Here is an 18,879-nt window from a genome sequence, read left to right as displayed (position 1 = left end):
ACGGGCTGATGTCCTTGATCCGCAGCGCGGCCCCCTTGGGCACGGCAGCCGCCCTCGACGACGGGGCGGGCAGCACGATGTCCTTGCGGGAGGCGACCGCGTTCTGTCCCTGGGACCCGTTGAGGGCACGCCCAGCGAGGCCCGCACCGGTGGAGCCCGCCGCAGCGGCGGTCGCGGCCAGGATGAAACCCCGCCGGTCCCACCCCGAGTCCTGCTTCTGGGGGGCTACGGAAGTCGCCCCGCCCACCGGAGCGTCATCCGCCACGGCACCGGCGCCGGTGTCCGCGGTTCCGCTTCGCTCGCCCGGCTCGTCCGCCGCTCCGTGAAAGGTTCCCAGTCGGCCGATCAACCAATACAGGAGTGCGGCACCGACCACGGCACCCACCACCGACGGCAGCGCGTCGCTGACGCTCGTCGAGTCGGGCCTGCTGGTGGCGGCCAAGGCGCCCACCACACCGAAGGCCAGCACGCCCACCGAACCGATGACCCGCCAACGGGCGGCCACTGCCCCCAGGACCAGAGCGAGAACAGTCAGCACGGCAAGGATGCCGAGCTGGAGAACGAGCTTATCGTTCGTCCCGAAATGCCGGATCGCCCAATCCTTCACACCCGGCGGAGTCCGGTCGATCGCCGCCCCACCGACCGCGATGACCGGCCCCGACTCCGGCCGCACCGCAGCAGAGACCAACTCTGCCACCGCGATGGCCGCATAGCCGGCGAGCAGGCCGCTCAGGGCGCCGAGCGACAGGCGTTTGATACCGCGCCGCGGCTTGGCTCGTACGTCGAGGTTCATGACCGGAATCCGTCCTGGAAGCGCGCCCGGATTGGTCCGTCACACCATCGAGGTGGCGAGCGCTGGCACTCTCACAGGATTAGCAACCTTCGACTGGCCGCTGACGACGACAACCCCCACTGCGAGATCGGTTCCGCCAAAAGGCGCAACCTGGGGGCAGGCTGAGGGCCAGTGCTGCTGATACCAGCAAGGCGGCCAGGAGCTGCAGGACTGGCAGGGAGTCGCGGCACTCCGCGTAGCTGGCGGGATAGCGGTGCGCCAGGTCAGCGAGGCGGCGGCCGCGCGAGGAGGCGTGGGAGCGGACTGCCCCGAAGTCGATGCGGCCTGCGCGCCAGATGACTGCCTCGCCGTTGAGGACGGTGTCCGCGGGGAGGTTCATGGCGGCGGTGGCGAGGTCGAGCCACTGCTGGGTGGCGTCCCGGCCGGCCCGGGTCTGGACACGGACGGTGTCGCGCCGCCAGATGACCGCCCTGTCGCCGTCGAACTTCGGCTCGTACCACCAGCCTTCGCCCTCGGGCAGGCGGGCGACGTTCTCGGCGAGGGCGACGGGATAGTCCACGTCTCAATCAGCGACAGCCGCGAGCTGTTGGCAACGAGTCGCCAACAGCTGCGCCGGAGCCGCCAACTTCTCGCTAGAGCTCGTGGACCAAAAGGCTGAGCCGTTACCTGCCGTCACTCCGTGGACATCGCAAGACCCGGGCGCAGTAGACAACAGGCACGGGTACAGACAGAACCGACCCACTCCGTCCCTTGCGGTTCTCCCCCGCATCCATTGGCGCAACCGTTCACAGTCCGAACATGTTTGGCCTTGAACGGTCTCAGCAAGTCGCTAAAACAGCGCAGTTGACGACAGATGACCGTTGAACCACCTGCCGCCTCTGCAAGCCGCCCCGAACGCACCGGCGCACGCCGCGCAGTCGCGATCACGCTGGCCGCCCGGCGGCTGTGTGTGGGACGGTGGGGTGACGAGAGACCGAGTCGGTCCGGACAAGCGCCGGCTCTTTGGGTTCCGGGCATCGCCCCCAACACGGGCATTCGGACCCGCCCTAGCCAGCGGCCCCGTTCATGGGCCGCCCTGTCTTCGGTCTCAGCAACCCCCAAAGGGGGCGCTCATGGACCTCACCATCACCCTCCACGACGAGACGGCCACACTCGCCCCTCACGGCGACATCGACGGCGAGCAACTGGACGACCTGAACCACTACAGGGCGGGCCTGCCCACGGAGGTGACCGAGGTGGTGTGGAACCTGCGGGACGTGCCGTTCCTGTGCATCGCCGCGCTCCACCTGCTCGACCCGTCGACCCCACACCTGAGCATCACCGTCGTCAACATCCCGCCCCAGCCATTGCGCCTGCTGAACCTCGCGCACGAGCAGTTCCCCCGCATGGGATGGGACCGGCACCTGCCCGACCCCCGCGAGACCGTCGCCGCGTAACCGACAGCACACCATGGCTCTGTACACGAGAACGGACAGCACTTGTTCATGATTCCGGGAGGCGGGACGAGACCTAGGGAATCGAACGGTCCCGCCTGCGGCTGCATGCTCAGGGGCGCTTAGCCGGAACGGAGACGCCCGTGATCCGTTCGGCCTCGGTCCATAGGCGTGCGGCGATGGCCTTGTCCTGGGCGCTCCGCGGCAGGGGGACGGCCTTGGTGGGGCCGACCATTGCCCAGCGTGGTCCGTAATAGCCGCCGGCCACGGCGTCGGGGCTAGTGGCCGCGTACAGCAGGGGTTCCGCACCCTGCTCCGGGCCCTGGGACGGAACTATCTTGTAGAGGAGCGATTCGACGAAGCCGGGCCGGCCGCCGTTCAGGGTGGGGCCGGAAGTCATCAGGTTGGTACGCGTGTAGCCGGGATGGGCGCCGGCCGACAGCAAGGGCCAGTCGTGCCGGGCGGCGAGTTCGGCGAGGTGGATCATCATCAGCATGTCGGCGAGCTTGGACTGGGCGTAGGCCCGGGTGGGGCTGTAGGCGTGCGTCGATTGCAGGTCGTCGAAGTCGATACTGGCCCGGTTGGCGGTGCCGCTGCTCATCGTGGCCACGCGCGGCGTGGGGGCGGCGAGCAGCAGTGGCAGAAGTCGGACGGTGAGAGCGAAGGGGCCGAGGAAGTTGCTGCCCAGTTGCAACTCGAAGCCGTCGGCGGTCTCCGTGCGCTGGGGCACGTTCATGACGCCGGCGTTGTTCAGCAGCAGGTCCAGCGGCCTGCCGTCGGCGGTCAAGCCGTCGGTGAACTTGCGGATAGACGACAGGTCGGCCAGGTCCAGGCGGCGGACTTCCACCTGAGCGTCCGGGTGCGCGGCGAGGATCTCGTCGCGGGCCTGCTCTCCCTTGGCTGACGTGCGCACCGCGAGGATGACCTGGGCCCCGGCGCCGGCCAGTCGCTTGGCGGCCTCTTTACCCGTGCCGCTGTTCGCGCCGGTCACCGCGGCGCGCTTTCCGTGCTGGTCAGGAACCTGGTACATGACGAAACCCCATTAAGGACTGCCGGTATTTTGTCTCGCCCCACGGTAACGGACCACCGGTACGCAAGCAAAGTACCGGCGGTTTGTAATATGGGGCAGTGACCTTCCAACGCGCCCGCACCGACGAACAGCGCAGCCAGCGGCGGCGCCAGATCCTGGACACCGCGGCGGCGATGCTGACCGAGATGCCAGTCGCGAAGCTGAGCCTGAACGAACTGAGCCGCCGCGTCGGCCTGGCCAAGGCGAACGTGCTTCGCTACTTCGAATCCCGCGAAGCAGTGCTGCTCGACCTGCTCGACACCGAGATCCACGCCTGGATCACCGAGCTGGAGCGAACACCGGTGGACCGCCGCGGCACCGTGCGGGAACGCGGAGACACTCTGGCCGGCTTGCTCGCCACGTCGATGGCGCGGCGGCCCGTGCTGTGCGACCTGTTCAGCGCGCAAGGCGCAGTACTGGAGCAGAACATCTCCACCGAGGTCGGCATCGGTCACAAGCGCGCCGCCCAGGAATCACTGCAGAGCCTGGTTCGACTGGTCCTGCGCCATGTCCCCGAACTCGGCTCCGAGGGCGCTGCCGCGCTGGTGGAGACAACGCTACTGATGGCCATGTCCGCGTGGCAATGCAGCCGCCCTTCGGACGCGATGCTCGCGGTCTACGCCTCAGACCCCGAACTTGCCGCCATGCGTCTGGACTTCACCGACCTTGTCCGCCGCGCGACGGCCGTGACCGCTACCGGCCTGCTGGCCCGACGCCAGCAGTCAGCCAGCGCCGGCACGACCTGCTGAAGGGCATCCGCTTCGATCTGCGCCGGAAGGGGCCCCGTTCCCCGCACCAGCTCGAACAGCTCCCTGCTTCACCGCCTCCCGTCGTCATGAACAAGTGCTGTCCGTTCTCGTGGCCAGAGCCAACACCATGGCGCCCGGGGCCGCATCTCCAGCAGGTGCGGCCCTCATCGCGCTCACAGCACCGATCAGTGCTGATGGAGGATCGAGCCGGGCCCTTCGCCCGCACCGGCATGAGGGCGTCCTGGCGCCGGAGCAGTCCCTGGCCTCTGCCCGCACCCACCCACCCGAGGCCCCAGGGCGACGTCCTGCGCCGCCGGTGCGCGCGTCACCGAACCTCGCCAGATCTCGTTGACCTGAAGGCTGAATCGCCGCCTGCGCTGGTCGGCCCTGACACTGGGCGAGAAGGGAAAACCTTCGTTCGACGAGCCCGTCCCGCTGCGGGGCCACTGCTCCAGCGTCATTCTGGTGCTCGTCCATGAGATCTTCCTGCCCATGAGTCGTGATCATTCACAGGCCAGGATCCTCGTTGGATGTACGCGCCCTTAGGGCCTGTCTCTGCGATCACGGGGTCCTGCGGCGGATATCTGGAGGACGGCGGGCGGGGCGGCCGGACACAATGCGGCCATGGCTGATCACGTTCGTAGTGTTCCGCGCCCGGATTTCCTCAGCAAGCCGTCGCTGAGCGGGGAACAGGTGTTGCTCCGACCGGTCACGGTGGATGACGTGCCTGCGCTGATGCCCATGTTCCTGGACTCTGAGGCCTCACGACTGACCGGCAGTCATGACGACGGCGCACTCGACGAGGGTGGAATAGGCGCCTGGTACGACAGCCGTCAAGAGCAGGATGACCGGCTGGACCTTGCCGTGGTCGATCTTGCGACTGGGAACGTCATCGGCGAGGCGGTCCTGAACGAATGGGACCCGGGCAACGAGAGTTGCAGCTTCCGCATCTGTCTGGTGCCTGGGAGTTATGGCTCTGGTCTGGGGACGGAGGCGACCCGACTGCTCGTCGGGTACGGCTTCGAGAGGCTGGGGCTGCACCGCATCTCGCTGGAGGTTTACGCGTTCAATCCGCGAGCTCGACGCGCTTACGAGAAGGTGGGGTTCGTCGCCGAGGGCGTGCTGCGTGACGCGCTGCTCTGGGAGGGCGAACGGGTGGACGCGACGGTGATGTCCATCTTGGCGCCGGAGTGGTTCCAGCACGGTGGACGTTCGGAAAAGCCGGGTCACGCGTCAGCCTGAACGTGCCGCTGGTGTGATCTGACCGAAGCCGTGTGGGCGGTGCTGGAGTCCCTGCTGTCGGTGAGCAACAACCGGTGCGGCCGGTGGCGGGACCACTGTCAGGTGATCAACGGGATCATTCACCGGCTTAGCACAGGGGTGCAGTGGCGGGAGCTTCCTGAACGCTTCGGCCCGCGGCCCGCGTCGGCGGCTGCCTAGATGCCCGCCGCATCCACGACCTCGCCCGTGCCCACGGCATCCCCGTCTGGTGCGGGGGCATGCTGGAAACCGGCATCGGCCGCGCCGCGAACGTCGCCCTCGCAGCCCTGCCCGGCTTTACCCTCCCCGGCGATACCTCCGGCTCTCAGCGCTACTTCGCCACCGACATCACCGAACCCTTCGTCCTCGGCAACGGCCACCTCGACGTCCCCACTGGACCCGGCCTCGGCGTCCAGCCGCTGCCCGATCTCCTGGACGAGGTCACGACCTCGCACGAGTGGATCACGCTCTGACCCCGAAGGGCTTTGATCGCCGTTCTGCAGCACCCGTTAGAACAGGGTGCTGGCGATGCGGTCGATGTGGTCGCCGTCCGAGGTCCAGCACTAGAACACGACTTCATCGGCGCCGATGGCGGTGAAGCTGTCGACCGCAACGCAGATCGTCTCTGGCGCGGTGATGAGGCCCTCGCCGACAAGGCCTACAGCAGCGGCCCCATCCGCGCATACCTGAGGCGACGCGGAATCCGGCACACGATCCCGGAGAAGGGAGTGGTCGACCTGCAGATCCGCCACCAACCGGCCCCGCAGACCCGGCACATCCTGCGAGTTGACCGGGAGATGCCGGAACGGTTCGCGGTCTTGGTACAGCTAGTGTGCTGATCGGGAAGGCTTACCGGATCGAAGGGGTCCAGTCAGTGGGAAGCATGTAGTGCCAGCCTGGGCGCCAGGCGGGTGGGGCTTCGACGAGGTCTTCCAACGAGGCGCCGGCGAGCAAGCAGTCCAGGGCCCATCGGTTGGCGGAGTGGGCGATCACCAGGATCCGTCCGCCGTCCCAGCGCGTTGCCAGGTCGTGCAGGAACATGTTGGTGGCCGCGAGGACCTGGCGGTAGCTCTGACCGCCGGGGAAGGGTTCGTCGATGCGGCGAGCCCGCTGGGCGGCAATGCGGGCGACGGGGGTTCCGTTGAGGTCCCCGTAGTTGCACTCGCGCAGCCGGATGTCCTGGCGGATCGAGGGTGTGCCGTCGGGGAACGCGATCCGGGCCGTTTCCACAGCTCGGTGAAGGTCGGAGGTGAACACTTCGGCGAAGCCGCCGGCGCGTCGGCGTTCGCCGAGTTCCGCGGCCTGACTGCGGCCGAGTTCTGAGAGCTGGCCGGGGAGCCAGCCGGTGGCGATGCCCGCCTCGTTGTCGGTCGTGGTGGCGTGCGTCTCGTAGACGATCTCTACTGCCATCGCGGGTCTCCTGCTTGCCGGTGCGGGTCATGCTGCTTCGGTGAGTGGTCGGCCTCCCCAGCGCAGGTCCTTCTCGCTGCGGATGTGTGCGCGTTCGCGGCGTTCGGCGGAGAGGACGTCGGGGTGGCGGGCGTTGGTGGTGCGCCAGCGCAGGTTCCGACGGCCCTGTGCGGGAGCCCTTTAAGGCGGCGGCGCCGTTTCGGCGGTGTCGCGGTGGAGTGCGAAGGTCCCCTGGTGGGCGCAGGTCATGAGGCCAGGGCCGCCGGCAGGTCGGAAAAGGTAGGCAGGTGCGCGATGCCCTGGTCCGTGGCGGCGATCGCTTCGAGGACGGCTGGTGAGGGGGCGATCAGGACGACGGGACGCTGCTTGTGCACGGCCAGTAGGTGCTCGGCCAGGGTGGTGCGGCACGCGGTCACTTCGGGCAGGGCGAAGGCGATGGGGCCCGTGTGATGGTGCAATGCCTCGCGGGTCGCGTGACGCACGCTCTTGGGAATCTTCCTGCCCATGGCCCCGGCCACCTCGATCAGCCACAGATGACTGCGAGGCTGCGAAGTCACCACGGCAACACCAACGCCCGATGCCATCACGTGTCCCTCTGTTCGGCCCGCGCTCGCCTGAAAGGCGGATGAAGTGCGCCCACGCTACTCCCGGTTTCCTGGGGGCGGGGCGCTCTCAGGACTGTGCGTTGGTGGTCTGGGAGATCACGGCGTTCGTCTACGGAAAGGGGCCGCCCTGTGGAAGTCCAGGCTGTGACGTGCCACCACGCACATCCATAGCCGCTCGGGCCGCGTCGAGGAACGCCGACCGGTTGTGTTTCAAGTAATCCCGTCGGCTCTGGTCGTCGGGCAGGCCGTCCCGCACCGTCTTGGTGTCTGTGGGTCGTGGCGGCGGCTACCGTGCCGGGGCACGGGGGTCCCTGCGCCTGCTGGCTGCGAGTGGCATGTGGCACCGATGCCGCAGCCGACGTCCGTGCCTGCGATGCCTGACGGCGACGGTCATCCGCTTGGTCTTTTTTGCGCTAACGCTGGGATCGCGGTGAGTGGTAGGTCCCGCTGGGGCGGCATGGTTCAGTTGTTGTCGGTGCGGTGGCGTCCTATGTAGAAGGCGGCGCGTGCTGCTCGTACGCGGGCGGCCTGCCATCGGGGGTCCAGTGCGTTCTCGAGGGCTTCGGCGAGGTGGTCGGGGTCGGCGAGGTGGCTGTCGTCGGCGGGAGGGGTGCGCCACAGGTAGGTGTGGTGCTGGCGGACGCCGGTGATGGCGTCGGCGTCCGGGCAGGGCGCCCACAGCGTGTCCCCGCCGGCCAGGAGTGTCACGCGCGGCGGCAGGATGCGCCGCTTCCAGGCTTGCCGGGTGCGGGGGTGGGCGAGGACGTAGATCCAGGGCTTGGGGCGGCTGTGCTGTTCGAGTACTGGGATCTCTTCGGCGGCCTGGTCGAGTTCCCACAGCAGGGTGAGGCCGAGCATCTGTGGCAGGCGGAGAGCCTGGAAGGTGTTCCCGCAGGGGATCTGCGCGATGTGGGGCGGCTGTTCCCACTGCGTGATGACTGTGTCCGGGGTGGGGTGGCTGGATGCCAACCAGGTTCTGCCGTCCATGAGTTGACCCTAGAGCATCACTCACCGTGTATCACGCGAATGCGTTGACATCCGCATAAATGCGGAGGAATCTCGGGAGGGTTCGGTTCCCTTTTGTGGAGCGGAGGCGAGTCACCGTGCGGGGTCCGGGCACGGCAACTCTGTTCAGTAGTTCCGCTCGTGCAGGGCGGGCGGATGCACTGGCTTTCAACGGCGTGGACGGGGCGTGGCAGCAGCCCCGTCCTGCCCTGGCGGGGGAAGCCGGCGCCCCGTTCCGCTCGAGGTTTCCTGTGTTTGAGTGCGTGCCGCTGAGGAGTTGGCATGAATGAGAGTTCTGGGTACGTGGAGGGTTTGTGCTGGTTCACGGCGCAGGCGTCCAACGGCAGCGGGGCATGCGTGGAGGTGGCGTTCCTGGGGGAGGGGAGCGTGGCCGTTCGCGACAGCAAGGACCGGGACATCCAGCCGTTCATGGTGGGCGGCCAGGTCTGGTTCCGCTTCGTTCAGAGCGCCGGAGCGGGCACGCTGTGCTCGTGATCGGCCCGGCTGGGCCGACGGGGCCCCTCAGATGCTTCCGCGCTGTCCGACGACGAGGACGCGCGCCTGTGGTGCCGGGTGGGTGTCTCTGCGTTCTACGCAGCACATCCCGCCCGGCGTCAGGTGCTCGGACTGCTCGATGCCGTCCCTGCGGTTGGGCACGGCCACCGCGCCGTCCACGACGACTGGTTCGGGACACGTGCCGACGTGCAGGGCTGAACGGTCCAGTGCATCCCTACGGCCGCGTCGTTGACAGCGGCCACCTTGATGACGCCCCAGGGACGTTCGGCGGTGGATGACGCGGCGTCGAGGAAACGCGTCAGCGTTCTCTCTGGCCGAGGCCCTGCAGCGGAGCGGCACGGCAGGCAGCCGTGGCCACTCACTCCGCGAGTAGCCCGCTGTATCAGGGGCACCGGATAGCCATGAGTGACTTCCTCAAGCTCGTTCTCGCGCTCGTCGTCATCGCGATTGCGGGCCTCGGATCGTGGACGCAGTCGGCAAGCTTCCGTGACTTCCTGCGTCGGCGCCGCGCCCGCTGAGCGGCCTCCTCCGGCTTCGCAGGGCATCGAAGGAGGTGTCCCCGCGCCTCCTTTCCGTCCAATGGGCCGGTGGTGCGGGCGCCGATCAGCCGAAGCGGGGCATGTCCCTCGGAGCCGTCCGGCAGTTGGGCCACCGACTCGGTCCGGATCGTGGGCTGGGCGCCCCATGAGGCACTGCGTCCCGGAGCGGGCAGCAGTTGGTATGGCCTGTGGTCGGGGTCCCCGTGAGACGCGGATCAGACGTGTGGTGGAGGGTTCAGGAGGGGGAGCGCAGCCAGCCGCGGGTTCGGGCGGTTCGTGAGGTGGCCTGCAGTAGGTGTGTGGTGGGGGGCTGCTGGTGTCCGGCGTGGGTGAGGAGGTGGACTTCGAGGGTCGCCACTGGTGACAACGGGCGCCACACCAGACCGGCCGGCAGGCCGGGCAGCGCGGACTCGCCGATGACGGACACGGCATCGCCCCGTGCGACGGGCATGTGCGCTGCGTCGAAGGAGAGTTGCCGCTCGCTCAGCCGCGGGCTGATCCCGGCTCGTACGAAGATCTCGGTGATGGCGTCGTAGTGTCCGGGGTTGTCGGCGCGTGCGTGCAGGAGCACCGTCTCGTCGGTGAGTGCGGACACGTCGAGGGGATCGCGGGAGCCGACGGCCAGGGGGTGGTGTTCGGCCATGAGGATGCCCTGGCGCTCCAGTCGCACCAGGGTGCGGACCAGTTGCGGGGTAGGGGGAGGGCATCGGACCAGTCCGGCGTTGAGAGTGCCGTCGGCGACGCCGGCCAGGATCTCGGGCGTGGGCAGCAGCCGGGTGCTTGTGGTGATGCCGGGGTGAGCTTCGGCGAACGCGGCGAGCAATGTGGGTGCGGTCTCGTAGCCGGTGCTCGCGCTGTAGCCGAAGGACAGCGTGCCGCTTTCACCGGCTGCGAAGCCCCGGACGTCTTGCCAGAGCCGGTCCGCTTCCTCGCACAGGGCGCTACCTCGTGCCATCAGCACCCGCCCGGCCTCGGTGGGCTGGACGGACTGCGTGGTGCGGTCCAGGAGACGTACCCCCAGTTCCGTTTCGAGCTGGCGTATCTGGCGGCTGAGAGCGGGCTGCGCGACGTGCAACTGCTCAGCGGCGCGGGTGAAACTCCGCTCCTGAGCGACGGTGAGGAAGTAGCGAAGACGACGAAGGTCTGCCATGCCGGGCACCCTACAACAGCCCTGAGCTGCACCTATACCGGTTTGATATGAGTTTTGCGCGAACAGGTCTTTCCCTTCGCCGCACCCGTCTTCCTAGGGTTCAGGGCGTCGGAGCGCACGCCACCTGAAAGAGGCTCACCTCATGAACACGCACCACACCACGGATGCCAGCAAGGCAGTTGTCCAGGCCTACATGGACACTCTGATGCAGGGCGACATGGACGCCCTGCGCGCCTTCTTCGACTCGGACACAACCTGGACCCTCGCCGGCGATCTGCCGCTGTCGGGAACGTGGACGGGACCGGACGAGATCCTCGGTGAGTTCGTGCCGGCGATGCTGTCCCGGCTGGTGCCGGAATCGATGGAGTTCGAAATCGAGGGTCTCCTCGGGGAGGGAGAGCATGTCCTGGCCGAGTGGAACACCCGAGGCCTGGCGCGAGCGGGAGGCCGCTACGACCAGCACTGCCTGGCCATTTTCACGATCCGCAACGGCAGGATCACGGCGGTACGCGAACACCTCGACACCCTGCACGCCAAGACGGTCGTCTTCGCCTGAACCCCGCCCGACCACCCACCGAACTGCTATACCGCGCCAGGAGCTGTAACCCATGAAGGCCATGGTGTCCTCACCCGCCAACGACAGCGCCGAGCCGGTTGTCCTCGGCGAGGTTCCCGAGCCCGAACCCGCCCCCGACGAGGCACTCATCGCGGTGGAGGCGTACTGCGTCAACCGCGGCGAGACCCTCCAGCTCGACGGCGGGCTCGACCGGCGCCGGCCGGGCTGGCGCCCGGGCAAAGACGTTGCCGGCACCGTCCTAGGCGCGGCGGCCGACGGCACCGGGCCCGCCGCGGGCACCCGCGTGGTGGCCCATCCCCCTGCCCACGGCTGGGCCGAACGCGTCGCCGTGTCCACCGCAAACCTTGCCGAACTGCCCTACAGCGTCGACGCCGTGACCGCCGCGGCCCTCCCCCTCGCCGGGATCACCGCGTTGCGGCTTCTGCGCACCGCCGGACCGCTTGCGGGCCGTCGCGTCCTGCTCACCGGCGCCAGCGGGGGCGTGGGCCACTACATCACCGAGCTCGCAGCCGCCTGCGGCGCACACCTCACCGCCGTCAGCGGCACAGCCGAACGGGGAGCACGGCTGCTGCAGCTCGGGGCCGCAGAACTGATCACATCGGTGGACGACGCGAAAGGTCCGTTCGACGTCGTTCTCGAATCGGTGGGTGGTGTGAGCCTGCCGTCGGCTCTGGCCCAACTGGCCCCGGGCGGCCTCCTCGTGTGGTTCGGGCAGGCCAGCCGCCAGCCCGTCACCCTTAACTTCTTCGACTTCTTCAAAGGCCCGAACCAGGCCCGTCTCGCGCACTTCGACTACACAGCCTCCGATCCGACGTACGGCAAGGACCTGGCCGCCTTGGTACGACTGGTAGCCGGCGGCCGCCTGCACCCCGAGATCGGCACCGTCCGCGACTGGAGCCACACTCCCGGCGTCATCGACGACCTGCGCGGCCGAAAGATCCGCGGCAACGCAGTCCTGACCGTCAGCTGACCGCATGCCGAGGCCCGGGGACCGGCCGGCCGGTACCGTTGGCAGTCGTTGTGCACACGGAGCCGAAGTGAGAGGAGTCGTTCCGGACCTTGCGGCCACTTGTGTCGTATGACGACTTCGACGGAACCCTCCGCGTACGGCGCGGAACTGGCGAGCGGCAAGTTCGTCGACTACACACATGTGCTGTGGATGGACATCATCCTCAACATCACCTGGCTCCTGGCCGTCATCGGTCTGCTGTCCTGGATCACCTGGGGCTTCCTGGAACGTCGGCACGGCATCCGCGGCGCGGTACGCAGACACGACGCCAGGGGCGGCAGGATGCCCGGGCGACGGGTGACCACCCGGACCGCGCTCGCCGTGCTCTCGGTGGCCGGCTCTTCTGTGCAACTGGGCTTCGGTATCGCTCTGTGGGGCCGATCCGGCGAGCAGGGCGACAGCGCAGGGCTGCTCGTGATCTCCGGTGGTCTCTGCCTGGCCGTCTGGTTGTTCGCCGGGGTGTTCTGGCGCCCGCGCAAGTGGCGTGCCGTACCGGAGGAAGCGACCGGAGGGCCTGCTGAAGACTCGGAAGAGTCCGACAGCAAGGAACCTTCGGGACGGGCCGCCGCAGGTGCCGACCCAACCGAGCCCGTTCAAGGCAGGTGACCCGCGTCGAGGGCGTCCTGGCGGCTCGGACAGCCATCACCCACCCGGAGGGACCGACTGTCCCTGTTCGTGCGCGTGTCGCCGCCCAACTGTGCACGGCCCACGCTACGGCTGCTGGAAGACCGCGCTGACGCCCGAGGCTTCCTTGCGGGGGGCAAGCGCTAGTTGATATCCCGACTGGAGGAAAAGATGGCATTGCGCGATTCACGCAAGCCTGGAGCATGGCTCTATTTTGGGATACTGTCCGTGAGTTTTGCCGCTCTAGTCATTACATTGGTGCGACAGCAGTGGGTGTACGCCGTCCTCAATGTGATTACTCTTTCGGCTTTCCTGTTCCTGATTATCAGGAACAGGAAAGCTTCCGCGAGTCGTTGATTTCAGTCGGCGGTCCACTGGCGTAGCTGACGTGCGATGGAGGCGGCGCCTCGCACACCGGAGGCGGCGTCGCGCACCAGCTCGGCGGCCGCCTTGACGGGATAGTCCAGGTGCCGCTCGTGGAGCATGAGGTAGGCCTCGGTGGCGTGCCAGGCGAAGGCCGCGTTGGAGTGCTCAAGACACGGCAGCCGCGCCAGGGTCTGCAGGAGAGCTGCCGCCTTCAGGTTCAGCGACCCGTAGACGTCGTGCTCCAGGGCGCGGGCGTTCACCCGGCCGACGGCCGCATACAGCGGCCCCAGGTCATCGACCTGAGGATCCCCCTCCAGCAGCTCGGCGGCATGCAGCAGAAAGGACACATCCAGCGCATGCCGGTCGGACTCGCTCACGCGGCGCGCCCCTGCGCGCCCGCATCCGCCTCGGCGCGCGCGGCCCGTTCCGCCGCCCGCTGCTCCGCACTGGGGTCCAGGTCGGTGAGGTCCTTGAAGGCTTCGCCGCTGCGGGCCTGGGAGGCCTGGAACGCGGCCAGGAACGTCTTCTCGACTGCGGTCGCCCTGTCGACGGCGGCCCGCAGGATGTACTCCTGCATGCTCACCCCCTCCTGCCGCGCCGCGGCTTCGATCGCCGCTCGCTGGCCGGGGTCGGGGAACCGCAGGTTCAGGGCTTTCGGGTTGCTCGCCATGGTACCGATGGTACTACCGGCCCCTGCGGGCTGGGCAGAGCATCTGCCTGCAATCCGGGTGCCGGCACCTCGTCCAGCATCCTCGCCATGGTCGTGCGGGACCGCTCTGTTCCGGTCGACCCGTGGGGGCGGTGGGCGGATCCTGGATTCATGAACGGCACACGCACAACCGTGATGGCCCGTCTGTCGGTCGCTGTCGCGATGACTGCATGCCTCCTGAGCAGTGGAGCCGGCGCGGTGGTGGCCGCAGCGACGCCGTCGGCGGACACGGACTGGGGAGACACCAAGAAGTGGGACGGTGGCCTGGAAGTCACTGTCTCCCAGCCGGTGAAGTTCACGCCGTCCGCGTACTCGATCGGGCACGAGAGCGGCAATCAGGGCGTGAAGTGGCGGATCAAGGTCCACAACGGCACCGATGAGGCGTTCCAGGGCGCGCTGATGACGGTGTATGTGAAGGCCGGCAGCGACGGTCACACATGTGAGCAGATCTTCGACGGGAATCTCGGCGCCGGGATCACGGGCAGCGTGTCTCCCGGCGCCTCGGGATCGGCCGAGTTCGCGTTCGACGTCCCGCGCGGGCAGCTCAGCAAAGTCGACCTTGAAGTGCAGCCCGATTTCCTCGGTGACGGCAAGCACTGGGTCGGCGAGGTGAAGTAGATTCAGCTTCAGTGCCCAGAATCGGACACGGTGCGTGGCAGGCGCGGCAACACCGCGAGCGCAGGAGAGTGGTCCACCGGGATCGCGGCCGCCCGGCTGACCAGGACAGAAGGGGCCCGGCGCAATCGGCGCGGGCGTGTCGAGTGAGAGCGCACCGCTCCTGGAGTGAACCCTGATGCGTAAAGCCGAGTGATCCTTCGTCCTCGCCTTGAACCTGCGGCGTCGACCTACACCTGCGGGGCGGTTCGTTCGACGACGCTCTGAAGGTGGGCGGGGACGCCGCGGTGGCGCACCTCCACGGGCGCGCACTGCTGGGACAGGAGCGGATGGCGAGAGCCAAGGCACGCCATCAGGGCCGGCCGGGCAGACCTACTGGCGCGCTATGCGGTGCCGTTCACCGGCCCGGCGGGCTCTGTCCATCAGGCGGTCGCGGGCCCACCACCACAGCAGGACCACGGGAGTGGCGAGCAGTGACACCAGCAGCGCCTTGTCCCATCCCAGCGGGTCTGCCGCGCCGAACCGGAGATACAGCACTCCAGCCACGTAGAGGCCGATGGCGAGGAGACCGTACTTCACAGGCTTCGAAAGGCTCATTGCCCCCAACTACCCCTCTTACAGAAGGGCATGGGGTGTGGGGTGCGCGGTGTCGCCACGGTTCACCGACCAGGGATGCCCTGGCCGCCAGGCGGTGCTGCCTTCGGGAGGGGGCCAGGCCCCGCGGGTCTCACCGGCGCCGGCTTCGGTTCGTGTGCTCGGCATCGGCAGGTGTCCGAATGGAGCGGCAATCAGATCGGTTGCTCCCGAGTGGTGTTGTGGTCTCGGATGCGGTGTTAAGGCCGCTGTGTGCTTCGAAAATAGTTTCGTGTGCCCTGCCTCCGGAGGTCTATGCATGTTGCACACATCACACGGAGAGCGCTTTCCGAAGACAAGGCGCACGCGAGTCGCGACAGCCTGTCACTACGCGGGTGCAGATGGCTTGTTGCCTTCATTGTGAAGGCAACAGGCGGCATATTTCATTGATTGACGGTCTGTTACCTGACTACTGTCGGTGGTGGTGCCGCTGGAATATGCGGTTCCGGTGGGGCGTGTGGTGAAGATGGGAAGGCGCACCGGCTGGTGCGTCTTCCATTGCGCGAGTCGCCCGGTCGATGTGTCGGGTGGCTGGGGGCTGCGCGCTTTTCCGAGGGGGTTGTGCACGTGAGACGTGCGCGTATGACGGGGTTTGCTGTGGCTGCGGCGACAGCGTTGTCAGTTCTGGGTGGCGGGGTGGCCTCGGCTGCGACGGGGCCGTCGCAGACGGCCCAGCAGCGGGCGGCCAATGAGGCGGCGGGGGCCGCGGGTACGGAGGCGGGCAACCCGCTGAGCAGCACGGCGACGGCGGCCGGGGTGTGTTCGGATGCCGCGCAGATCGGGACGACGGAGTACATCTACCGGGGCTCGGAGACGATCGCCTCGGTCAAGCAGTTCTACTCGGCCAAGTGCGACGAGAACTATGGCTACGTGTGGGTCTGGAAGTCATTCCTGGACAAGAAGGTCAATTTTGATGTGACGGTCGGGGTGTGGTCCTACAAGCGCAACTCGCTGGTGGGCCGCAAGGACGTCTTCGGTACCCACTCCCAGGAGTTCTGGGGCAACGCGGCCAAGACGGCGGACGAGTGCACCTCGGGCGACGGCACGATGAGCATTCCCAATGATCCGTCGCCGCTGCACACCCGCACGTCGCAGCGCTGCTGACACACGCCGTCTTATCGGCCTGGCGCGACACGGCCGGCCATCACGTACGACCTCATCAAAGCAGGGCGGGGCGGCACCCATGCAGGGGTGCCGCCCCCGTAGGCCCTGCTCCGCTCCGCTTTCATCCAACGCATCGGAGAGACCTTCGTGAATCCTCGCATGCCCGCATTCCAGCGGCGCAGACACTGGCTGCCGCTGTCGATCCTGGCCGCTGCCACCGCGACGGCCACCATGGCCACGGCCGTTCCCGCCATCGCTGGCCCGGCCTCCGCCCCGGCCCGTGCCGCGGCGTCCAAGCAGGCCCCCTCACCCCTGGGCACGACGAAGGCCCCGGCCAGCACCGCGCTCAAGGCGACCGGCAAGGCCGGACAGCCGGTGGTCGAGTCGGCCGCCGCCGACCCCGGCTTCTACGCCCTCGGCATCGGGCAGGTGCCGTGGTCGGAGTTCTACTCCGCGCAGCTGTCCGACGGGGTGAGCGCGCAGGTCAACTACGGCAACGGCAACCTGCTGGTGACCGTGGACGGCTTCGACATCGCGGATGCCGGGCCGGGCCTGGCCTACGGCAACACCTTCAACAGCCTCAACAGCGTCGGCTGGAACGCCACCTCCGGCGCCGACTACCACGTGGAGGAGCCCACCCCCAACGGCGTCTCCGTCGAGGGACCGACCGGCACCGTGGGAGTCTTCGCCCGCTCCGGCTCGTCCCTGACCCCGGCCCGCGGCTACAAGCAGGACCTGACCGAGGCCTCGGACAAGAAGTCCTTCACCCTCACCAGCCGGCGCACGGGGGAGAAGACCACCTTCTCCCGCTCGGGCACCACCGGGGTGGCGCGGGTGTCGAAGGTGGAGGACAAGAACGGCAACGCCACCACCATCACCTACTCGGGCAGCTTCACCTCGAAGATCACCTCCGCGTCGGGGCGGACACTGTCGTTCACCAACGACGGCAAACACATCACCAAGGTCACCGACAACACCGGCCGAACGATCAGCTACACCTACACCGGTGATCTGATCAAGACGTTCACCGACACCGACGGCAAGACGACCACCTTCGACTACGACACCTCCAACCGCCTGGTCAAGGTGACCACGGCGGAGGGCCGGCAGACGAAGTTCACCTGGGACAGCGCCAAGGTCGCCTCCATCACCCGGGTGGTCACCAACACCACCGGCGCCGGCAACACCACGGCCTTCCGCTACATCCTGCCCCCCGACAACAACCCCGACGCCGAAGGCGTGGTCCGCGTCACCGACCCACGCGGCAAGAACACCCTCAAGACCGTCGACGGGTACTGGCGGACCAAGAAGACCGAGGACCCCCTCGGTCACACCCGCTCGAAGTCCTGGGGCCCGGACAACGACATCGCCACCGCCACGGACGCGATGGGCGCCTCGCCGGAGGACGGCAACGTCACCAGCTACAAGTACGACAGCGCCTTCAACCCCACCACCGCCACCCTCCCGACAGGAGCGTCGGCGACATCGACGTGGGTGAAGAAGGGCAGCGGCTACTTCCCCGAGACGGCCACCTCGGCCTCGGCCGAGAAGACCACCAACGGCTACGACACCTCCGGCAACCTCCTGACGTCGACCGACTCCACCACCAGCGGCACCGGCGCGAAGTGGACCTTCGACTACAACCCCAAGACGGGGACCATGGAGTGCGGCGGCCTGCCCGGCCAGAAGTGCAGCGCCACCGACCCGCGGGACCACAAGACGACCTACGAGTACGACCCCAAGGGCAACCTGACCAAGGTCACCCCGCCGTCCCCGCTCAAGCCGATCAGCTACACCTATGACGACCTCGGCCGGCAGAAGACGATGACCGACGGCCGCGGCACCACCACCACCTACACCTACGACAACCGCGACCGCATCAAGACCCAGAACGCCGACTCCGCCAACGCGACGTTCACCTACGACGCCGACGGCAACCTCAAGACCCGCACGGCCCCCGGTGGCACGTCGACGTTCACCTACGACGAGCAGAACCGCGAACGCACCCGCGCTCTGCCCGGCACCCCGGCCACATCGATCACCTACGACGCCACCGGCAACGTCGCCACCGCCGTCGACGCCGCCGGCACGGTCACCTACGGCTACGACGACGCCAACGAGCTGACGTCGGTCACCGAACCCGGCGGCGCGAAGACCAGCTTCACCTACGACAACAACGGCGACCGCACCAAGACCACCTTCCCCGGCGGCACCACCCAGAGCGTCACTTCCGACGACTCCAGCCGCCCCACCAAGATCGAGGCAAAGGCCGGATCCACGACGCTGTCGTCGATCTCCTACGACTACGCCAACTCCGGCAAGGACACCGACAAGGTCCGCAAGCGCACCACCGACGGCGCGGCCCTGGCCTACACCTACGACACTCTGGGCCGTCTGACCAAGGCCGTGGAGACCAAGTCCGGCTCCACGACGGCCGGCTGGTCCTACTGCTACGACAAGGCCGGCAACCGCACCGGCCGCTCCACCGGCACCACGCTGCCCTCCTCCTGCGACGACGCCGAGCAGAAGGCCGTCTACAACGACGCCGGTGAGCTGACCTCGTTCGACGGCAACGACGCTTTCACCTACGACGGCGCCGGCAACGAGACGTCGGCCGCGAGCCCGACGGGCACCCGCACCGCGGCATCGTGGACCCCGCACAACCAGCTCGGCGCCTACACCCAGTCCGGTTCTACGACGGACCAGACGTACG

20 protein-coding genes and 5 pseudogenes are annotated in these 18,879 nt (G+C 68.0%); 13 read left to right on the top strand and 12 right to left on the bottom strand.

Translation table 11 applies throughout. The features are described 5' to 3' along the window. Positions 1-793: pseudogene (locus tag K377_RS39765) on the bottom strand (molybdopterin-binding oxidoreductase); the annotation flags it as partial. Positions 794-872: 79 nt separating this feature from the next. Beyond that, positions 873-1,352, bottom strand: coding sequence for a hypothetical protein (locus K377_RS39760; protein WP_111668528.1), 480 nt, complete (start codon positions 1,350-1,352; stop codon positions 873-875). A gap of 553 nt (positions 1,353-1,905) precedes the next feature. Between K377_RS39760 and K377_RS39755 the strand changes: the two genes are divergently transcribed. Further along, positions 1,906-2,229, top strand: a complete 324-nt coding sequence (locus K377_RS39755) for a hypothetical protein (RefSeq protein ID WP_111668527.1) — start codon at positions 1,906-1,908, stop codon at positions 2,227-2,229. Positions 2,230-2,338: 109 nt separating this feature from the next. On the opposite strand, the gene K377_RS39750 is transcribed toward K377_RS39755, so the two are convergent. Continuing rightward, the gene (locus tag K377_RS39750) at positions 2,339-3,256 is read right to left on the bottom strand and encodes an SDR family oxidoreductase (RefSeq protein ID WP_111668526.1); all 918 of its coding nucleotides are present in this window, start codon (positions 3,254-3,256) and stop codon (positions 2,339-2,341) included. A gap of 98 nt (positions 3,257-3,354) precedes the next feature. On the opposite strand from K377_RS39750, the gene K377_RS39745 reads away from it, so the two are divergent. The 5 genes and pseudogenes from K377_RS39745 to K377_RS42935 all read left to right on the top strand — a co-directional run. Beyond that, positions 3,355-4,044, top strand: a complete 690-nt coding sequence (locus tag K377_RS39745) for a TetR/AcrR family transcriptional regulator (RefSeq protein ID WP_111668525.1) — start codon at positions 3,355-3,357, stop codon at positions 4,042-4,044. Between the two features lie 624 nt (positions 4,045-4,668). Beyond that, positions 4,669-5,286 (top strand): GNAT family N-acetyltransferase, encoded by a 618-nt coding sequence (locus tag K377_RS39740; RefSeq protein ID WP_111668524.1) that lies wholly within the window; start codon positions 4,669-4,671, stop codon positions 5,284-5,286. Positions 5,287-5,364: 78 nt separating this feature from the next. After that, positions 5,365-5,460: pseudogene (locus K377_RS39735) on the top strand (transposase); the annotation flags it as partial. A 5-nt stretch (positions 5,461-5,465) separates the two neighbouring features. Continuing rightward, positions 5,466-5,777: pseudogene (locus K377_RS39730) on the top strand (enolase C-terminal domain-like protein); the annotation flags it as partial. 156 nt (positions 5,778-5,933) lie between these two features. Beyond that, positions 5,934-6,029 (top strand): annotated as a pseudogene (locus K377_RS42935) (IS5/IS1182 family transposase); the annotation flags it as partial. A gap of 124 nt (positions 6,030-6,153) precedes the next feature. Here the strand turns inward: K377_RS42935 and K377_RS39720 are convergent. The 4 genes and pseudogenes from K377_RS39720 to K377_RS39705 form a co-directional block, all read right to left on the bottom strand. Then, on the bottom strand, positions 6,154-6,714 hold the full coding sequence (locus K377_RS39720) for a histidine phosphatase family protein (protein WP_111668523.1): 561 nt from the start codon (positions 6,712-6,714) through the stop codon (positions 6,154-6,156). 27 nt (positions 6,715-6,741) lie between these two features. Further along, positions 6,742-6,867 (bottom strand): annotated as a pseudogene (locus tag K377_RS42630) (IS630 family transposase); the annotation flags it as partial. A gap of 92 nt (positions 6,868-6,959) precedes the next feature. Further along, on the bottom strand, positions 6,960-7,298 hold the full coding sequence (locus tag K377_RS39710) for a hypothetical protein (protein ID WP_111668522.1): 339 nt from the start codon (positions 7,296-7,298) through the stop codon (positions 6,960-6,962). A gap of 483 nt (positions 7,299-7,781) precedes the next feature. Then, positions 7,782-8,306 (bottom strand): hypothetical protein, encoded by a 525-nt coding sequence (locus K377_RS39705; RefSeq protein WP_111668521.1) that lies wholly within the window; start codon positions 8,304-8,306, stop codon positions 7,782-7,784. Positions 8,307-8,606: 300 nt separating this feature from the next. On the opposite strand from K377_RS39705, the gene K377_RS39700 reads away from it, so the two are divergent. Next, positions 8,607-8,819: a DUF397 domain-containing protein gene (locus K377_RS39700; RefSeq protein WP_111668520.1), complete on the top strand. Its 213-nt coding sequence runs from the start codon at positions 8,607-8,609 to the stop codon at positions 8,817-8,819. 27 nt (positions 8,820-8,846) lie between these two features. On the opposite strand, the gene K377_RS41925 is transcribed toward K377_RS39700, so the two are convergent. Further along, on the bottom strand, positions 8,847-8,999 hold the full coding sequence (locus tag K377_RS41925; RefSeq protein ID WP_161195124.1) for a hypothetical protein: 153 nt from the start codon (positions 8,997-8,999) through the stop codon (positions 8,847-8,849). Between the two features lie 615 nt (positions 9,000-9,614). Then, positions 9,615-10,529, bottom strand: coding sequence for a LysR family transcriptional regulator (locus K377_RS39695; RefSeq protein WP_111668519.1), 915 nt, complete (start codon positions 10,527-10,529; stop codon positions 9,615-9,617). 142 nt (positions 10,530-10,671) lie between these two features. Between K377_RS39695 and K377_RS39690 the strand changes: the two genes are divergently transcribed. The 3 genes from K377_RS39690 to K377_RS39680 all read left to right on the top strand — a co-directional run bounded on the left by K377_RS39690 (position 10,672) and on the right by K377_RS39680 (position 12,721). Beyond that, entirely contained in the window at positions 10,672-11,085 is a 414-nt protein-coding gene (locus K377_RS39690; RefSeq protein ID WP_111668518.1) for a nuclear transport factor 2 family protein, read from the top strand. Between the two features lie 52 nt (positions 11,086-11,137). After that, positions 11,138-12,076 carry a zinc-binding dehydrogenase gene (locus K377_RS39685; protein WP_111668517.1) on the top strand — a complete coding sequence of 313 codons (939 nt, stop codon included), beginning with the start codon at positions 11,138-11,140 and terminating at the stop codon, positions 12,074-12,076. 108 nt (positions 12,077-12,184) lie between these two features. Beyond that, a complete protein-coding gene (locus K377_RS39680) occupies positions 12,185-12,721 on the top strand; it encodes a hypothetical protein (RefSeq protein WP_111668516.1) in 537 nt (178 codons plus the stop codon). A gap of 377 nt (positions 12,722-13,098) precedes the next feature. Here the strand turns inward: K377_RS39680 and K377_RS39675 are convergent, their stop codons facing one another. Together K377_RS39675 and K377_RS39670 are read right to left on the bottom strand one after the other, a co-directional pair. After that, positions 13,099-13,482 carry a fic family toxin-antitoxin system, toxin component gene (locus K377_RS39675; RefSeq protein WP_111668515.1) on the bottom strand — a complete coding sequence of 128 codons (384 nt, stop codon included), beginning with the start codon at positions 13,480-13,482 and terminating at the stop codon, positions 13,099-13,101. Beyond that, a complete protein-coding gene (locus K377_RS39670) occupies positions 13,479-13,775 on the bottom strand; it encodes a DUF1778 domain-containing protein (protein ID WP_111668514.1) in 297 nt (98 codons plus the stop codon). The genes K377_RS39675 and K377_RS39670 overlap by 4 nt, the downstream gene beginning before the upstream one ends. Before the next feature lie 87 nt (positions 13,776-13,862). On the opposite strand from K377_RS39670, the gene K377_RS39665 reads away from it, so the two are divergent. Beyond that, positions 13,863-14,432: a DUF4352 domain-containing protein gene (locus K377_RS39665; protein ID WP_161195123.1), complete on the top strand. Its 570-nt coding sequence runs from the start codon at positions 13,863-13,865 to the stop codon at positions 14,430-14,432. A 369-nt stretch (positions 14,433-14,801) separates the two neighbouring features. On the opposite strand, the gene K377_RS39660 is transcribed toward K377_RS39665, so the two are convergent. Continuing rightward, positions 14,802-15,026: a hypothetical protein gene (locus tag K377_RS39660; protein WP_111668512.1), complete on the bottom strand. Its 225-nt coding sequence runs from the start codon at positions 15,024-15,026 to the stop codon at positions 14,802-14,804. A 672-nt stretch (positions 15,027-15,698) separates the two neighbouring features. Here K377_RS39660 and K377_RS39655 point away from each other — a divergent pair. Both K377_RS39655 and K377_RS39650 read left to right on the top strand, forming a co-directional pair. After that, positions 15,699-16,166 carry a hypothetical protein gene (locus tag K377_RS39655; RefSeq protein ID WP_258395311.1) on the top strand — a complete coding sequence of 156 codons (468 nt, stop codon included), beginning with the start codon at positions 15,699-15,701 and terminating at the stop codon, positions 16,164-16,166. A gap of 159 nt (positions 16,167-16,325) precedes the next feature. After that, on the top strand, positions 16,326-18,879 hold a 2,554-nt coding region (locus K377_RS39650; RefSeq protein ID WP_111668511.1), incomplete at its 3' end, for an RHS repeat domain-containing protein.

It is taken from the genome of Streptomyces sp. PsTaAH-137 (assembly GCF_003259365.1).
Lineage (GTDB): Bacteria > Actinomycetota > Actinomycetes > Streptomycetales > Streptomycetaceae > Streptomyces.
The sequence above is the reverse complement of the archived record's forward strand: the minus strand, read 5'-3'. Positions and strand labels throughout refer to the sequence as shown.

Bases quoted from the DNA above. Each gene is read 5' to 3' on its own strand.
- K377_RS39755 (WP_111668527.1), top strand. From the start codon at position 1,906: ATGGACCTCACCATCACCCTCCACGACGAGACGGCCACACTCGCCCCT.
- K377_RS39750 (WP_111668526.1), bottom strand. From the start codon at position 3,256: ATGTACCAGGTTCCTGACCAGCACGGAAAGCGCGCCGCGGTGACCGGC.
- K377_RS39740 (WP_111668524.1), top strand. From the start codon at position 4,669: ATGGCTGATCACGTTCGTAGTGTTCCGCGCCCGGATTTCCTCAGCAAG.
- K377_RS39720 (WP_111668523.1), bottom strand. From the start codon at position 6,714: ATGGCAGTAGAGATCGTCTACGAGACGCACGCCACCACGACCGACAAC.
- K377_RS39710 (WP_111668522.1), bottom strand. From the start codon at position 7,298: ATGGCATCGGGCGTTGGTGTTGCCGTGGTGACTTCGCAGCCTCGCAGT.
- K377_RS39705 (WP_111668521.1), bottom strand. From the start codon at position 8,306: ATGGACGGCAGAACCTGGTTGGCATCCAGCCACCCCACCCCGGACACA.
- K377_RS39700 (WP_111668520.1), top strand. From the start codon at position 8,607: ATGAATGAGAGTTCTGGGTACGTGGAGGGTTTGTGCTGGTTCACGGCG.
- K377_RS39695 (WP_111668519.1), bottom strand. From the start codon at position 10,529: ATGGCAGACCTTCGTCGTCTTCGCTACTTCCTCACCGTCGCTCAGGAG.
- K377_RS39690 (WP_111668518.1), top strand. From the start codon at position 10,672: ATGAACACGCACCACACCACGGATGCCAGCAAGGCAGTTGTCCAGGCC.
- K377_RS39685 (WP_111668517.1), top strand. From the start codon at position 11,138: ATGAAGGCCATGGTGTCCTCACCCGCCAACGACAGCGCCGAGCCGGTT.
- K377_RS39680 (WP_111668516.1), top strand. From the start codon at position 12,185: ATGACGACTTCGACGGAACCCTCCGCGTACGGCGCGGAACTGGCGAGC.
- K377_RS39670 (WP_111668514.1), bottom strand. From the start codon at position 13,775: ATGGCGAGCAACCCGAAAGCCCTGAACCTGCGGTTCCCCGACCCCGGC.
- K377_RS39665 (WP_161195123.1), top strand. From the start codon at position 13,863: ATGGTCGTGCGGGACCGCTCTGTTCCGGTCGACCCGTGGGGGCGGTGG.
- K377_RS39660 (WP_111668512.1), bottom strand. From the start codon at position 15,026: ATGAGCCTTTCGAAGCCTGTGAAGTACGGTCTCCTCGCCATCGGCCTC.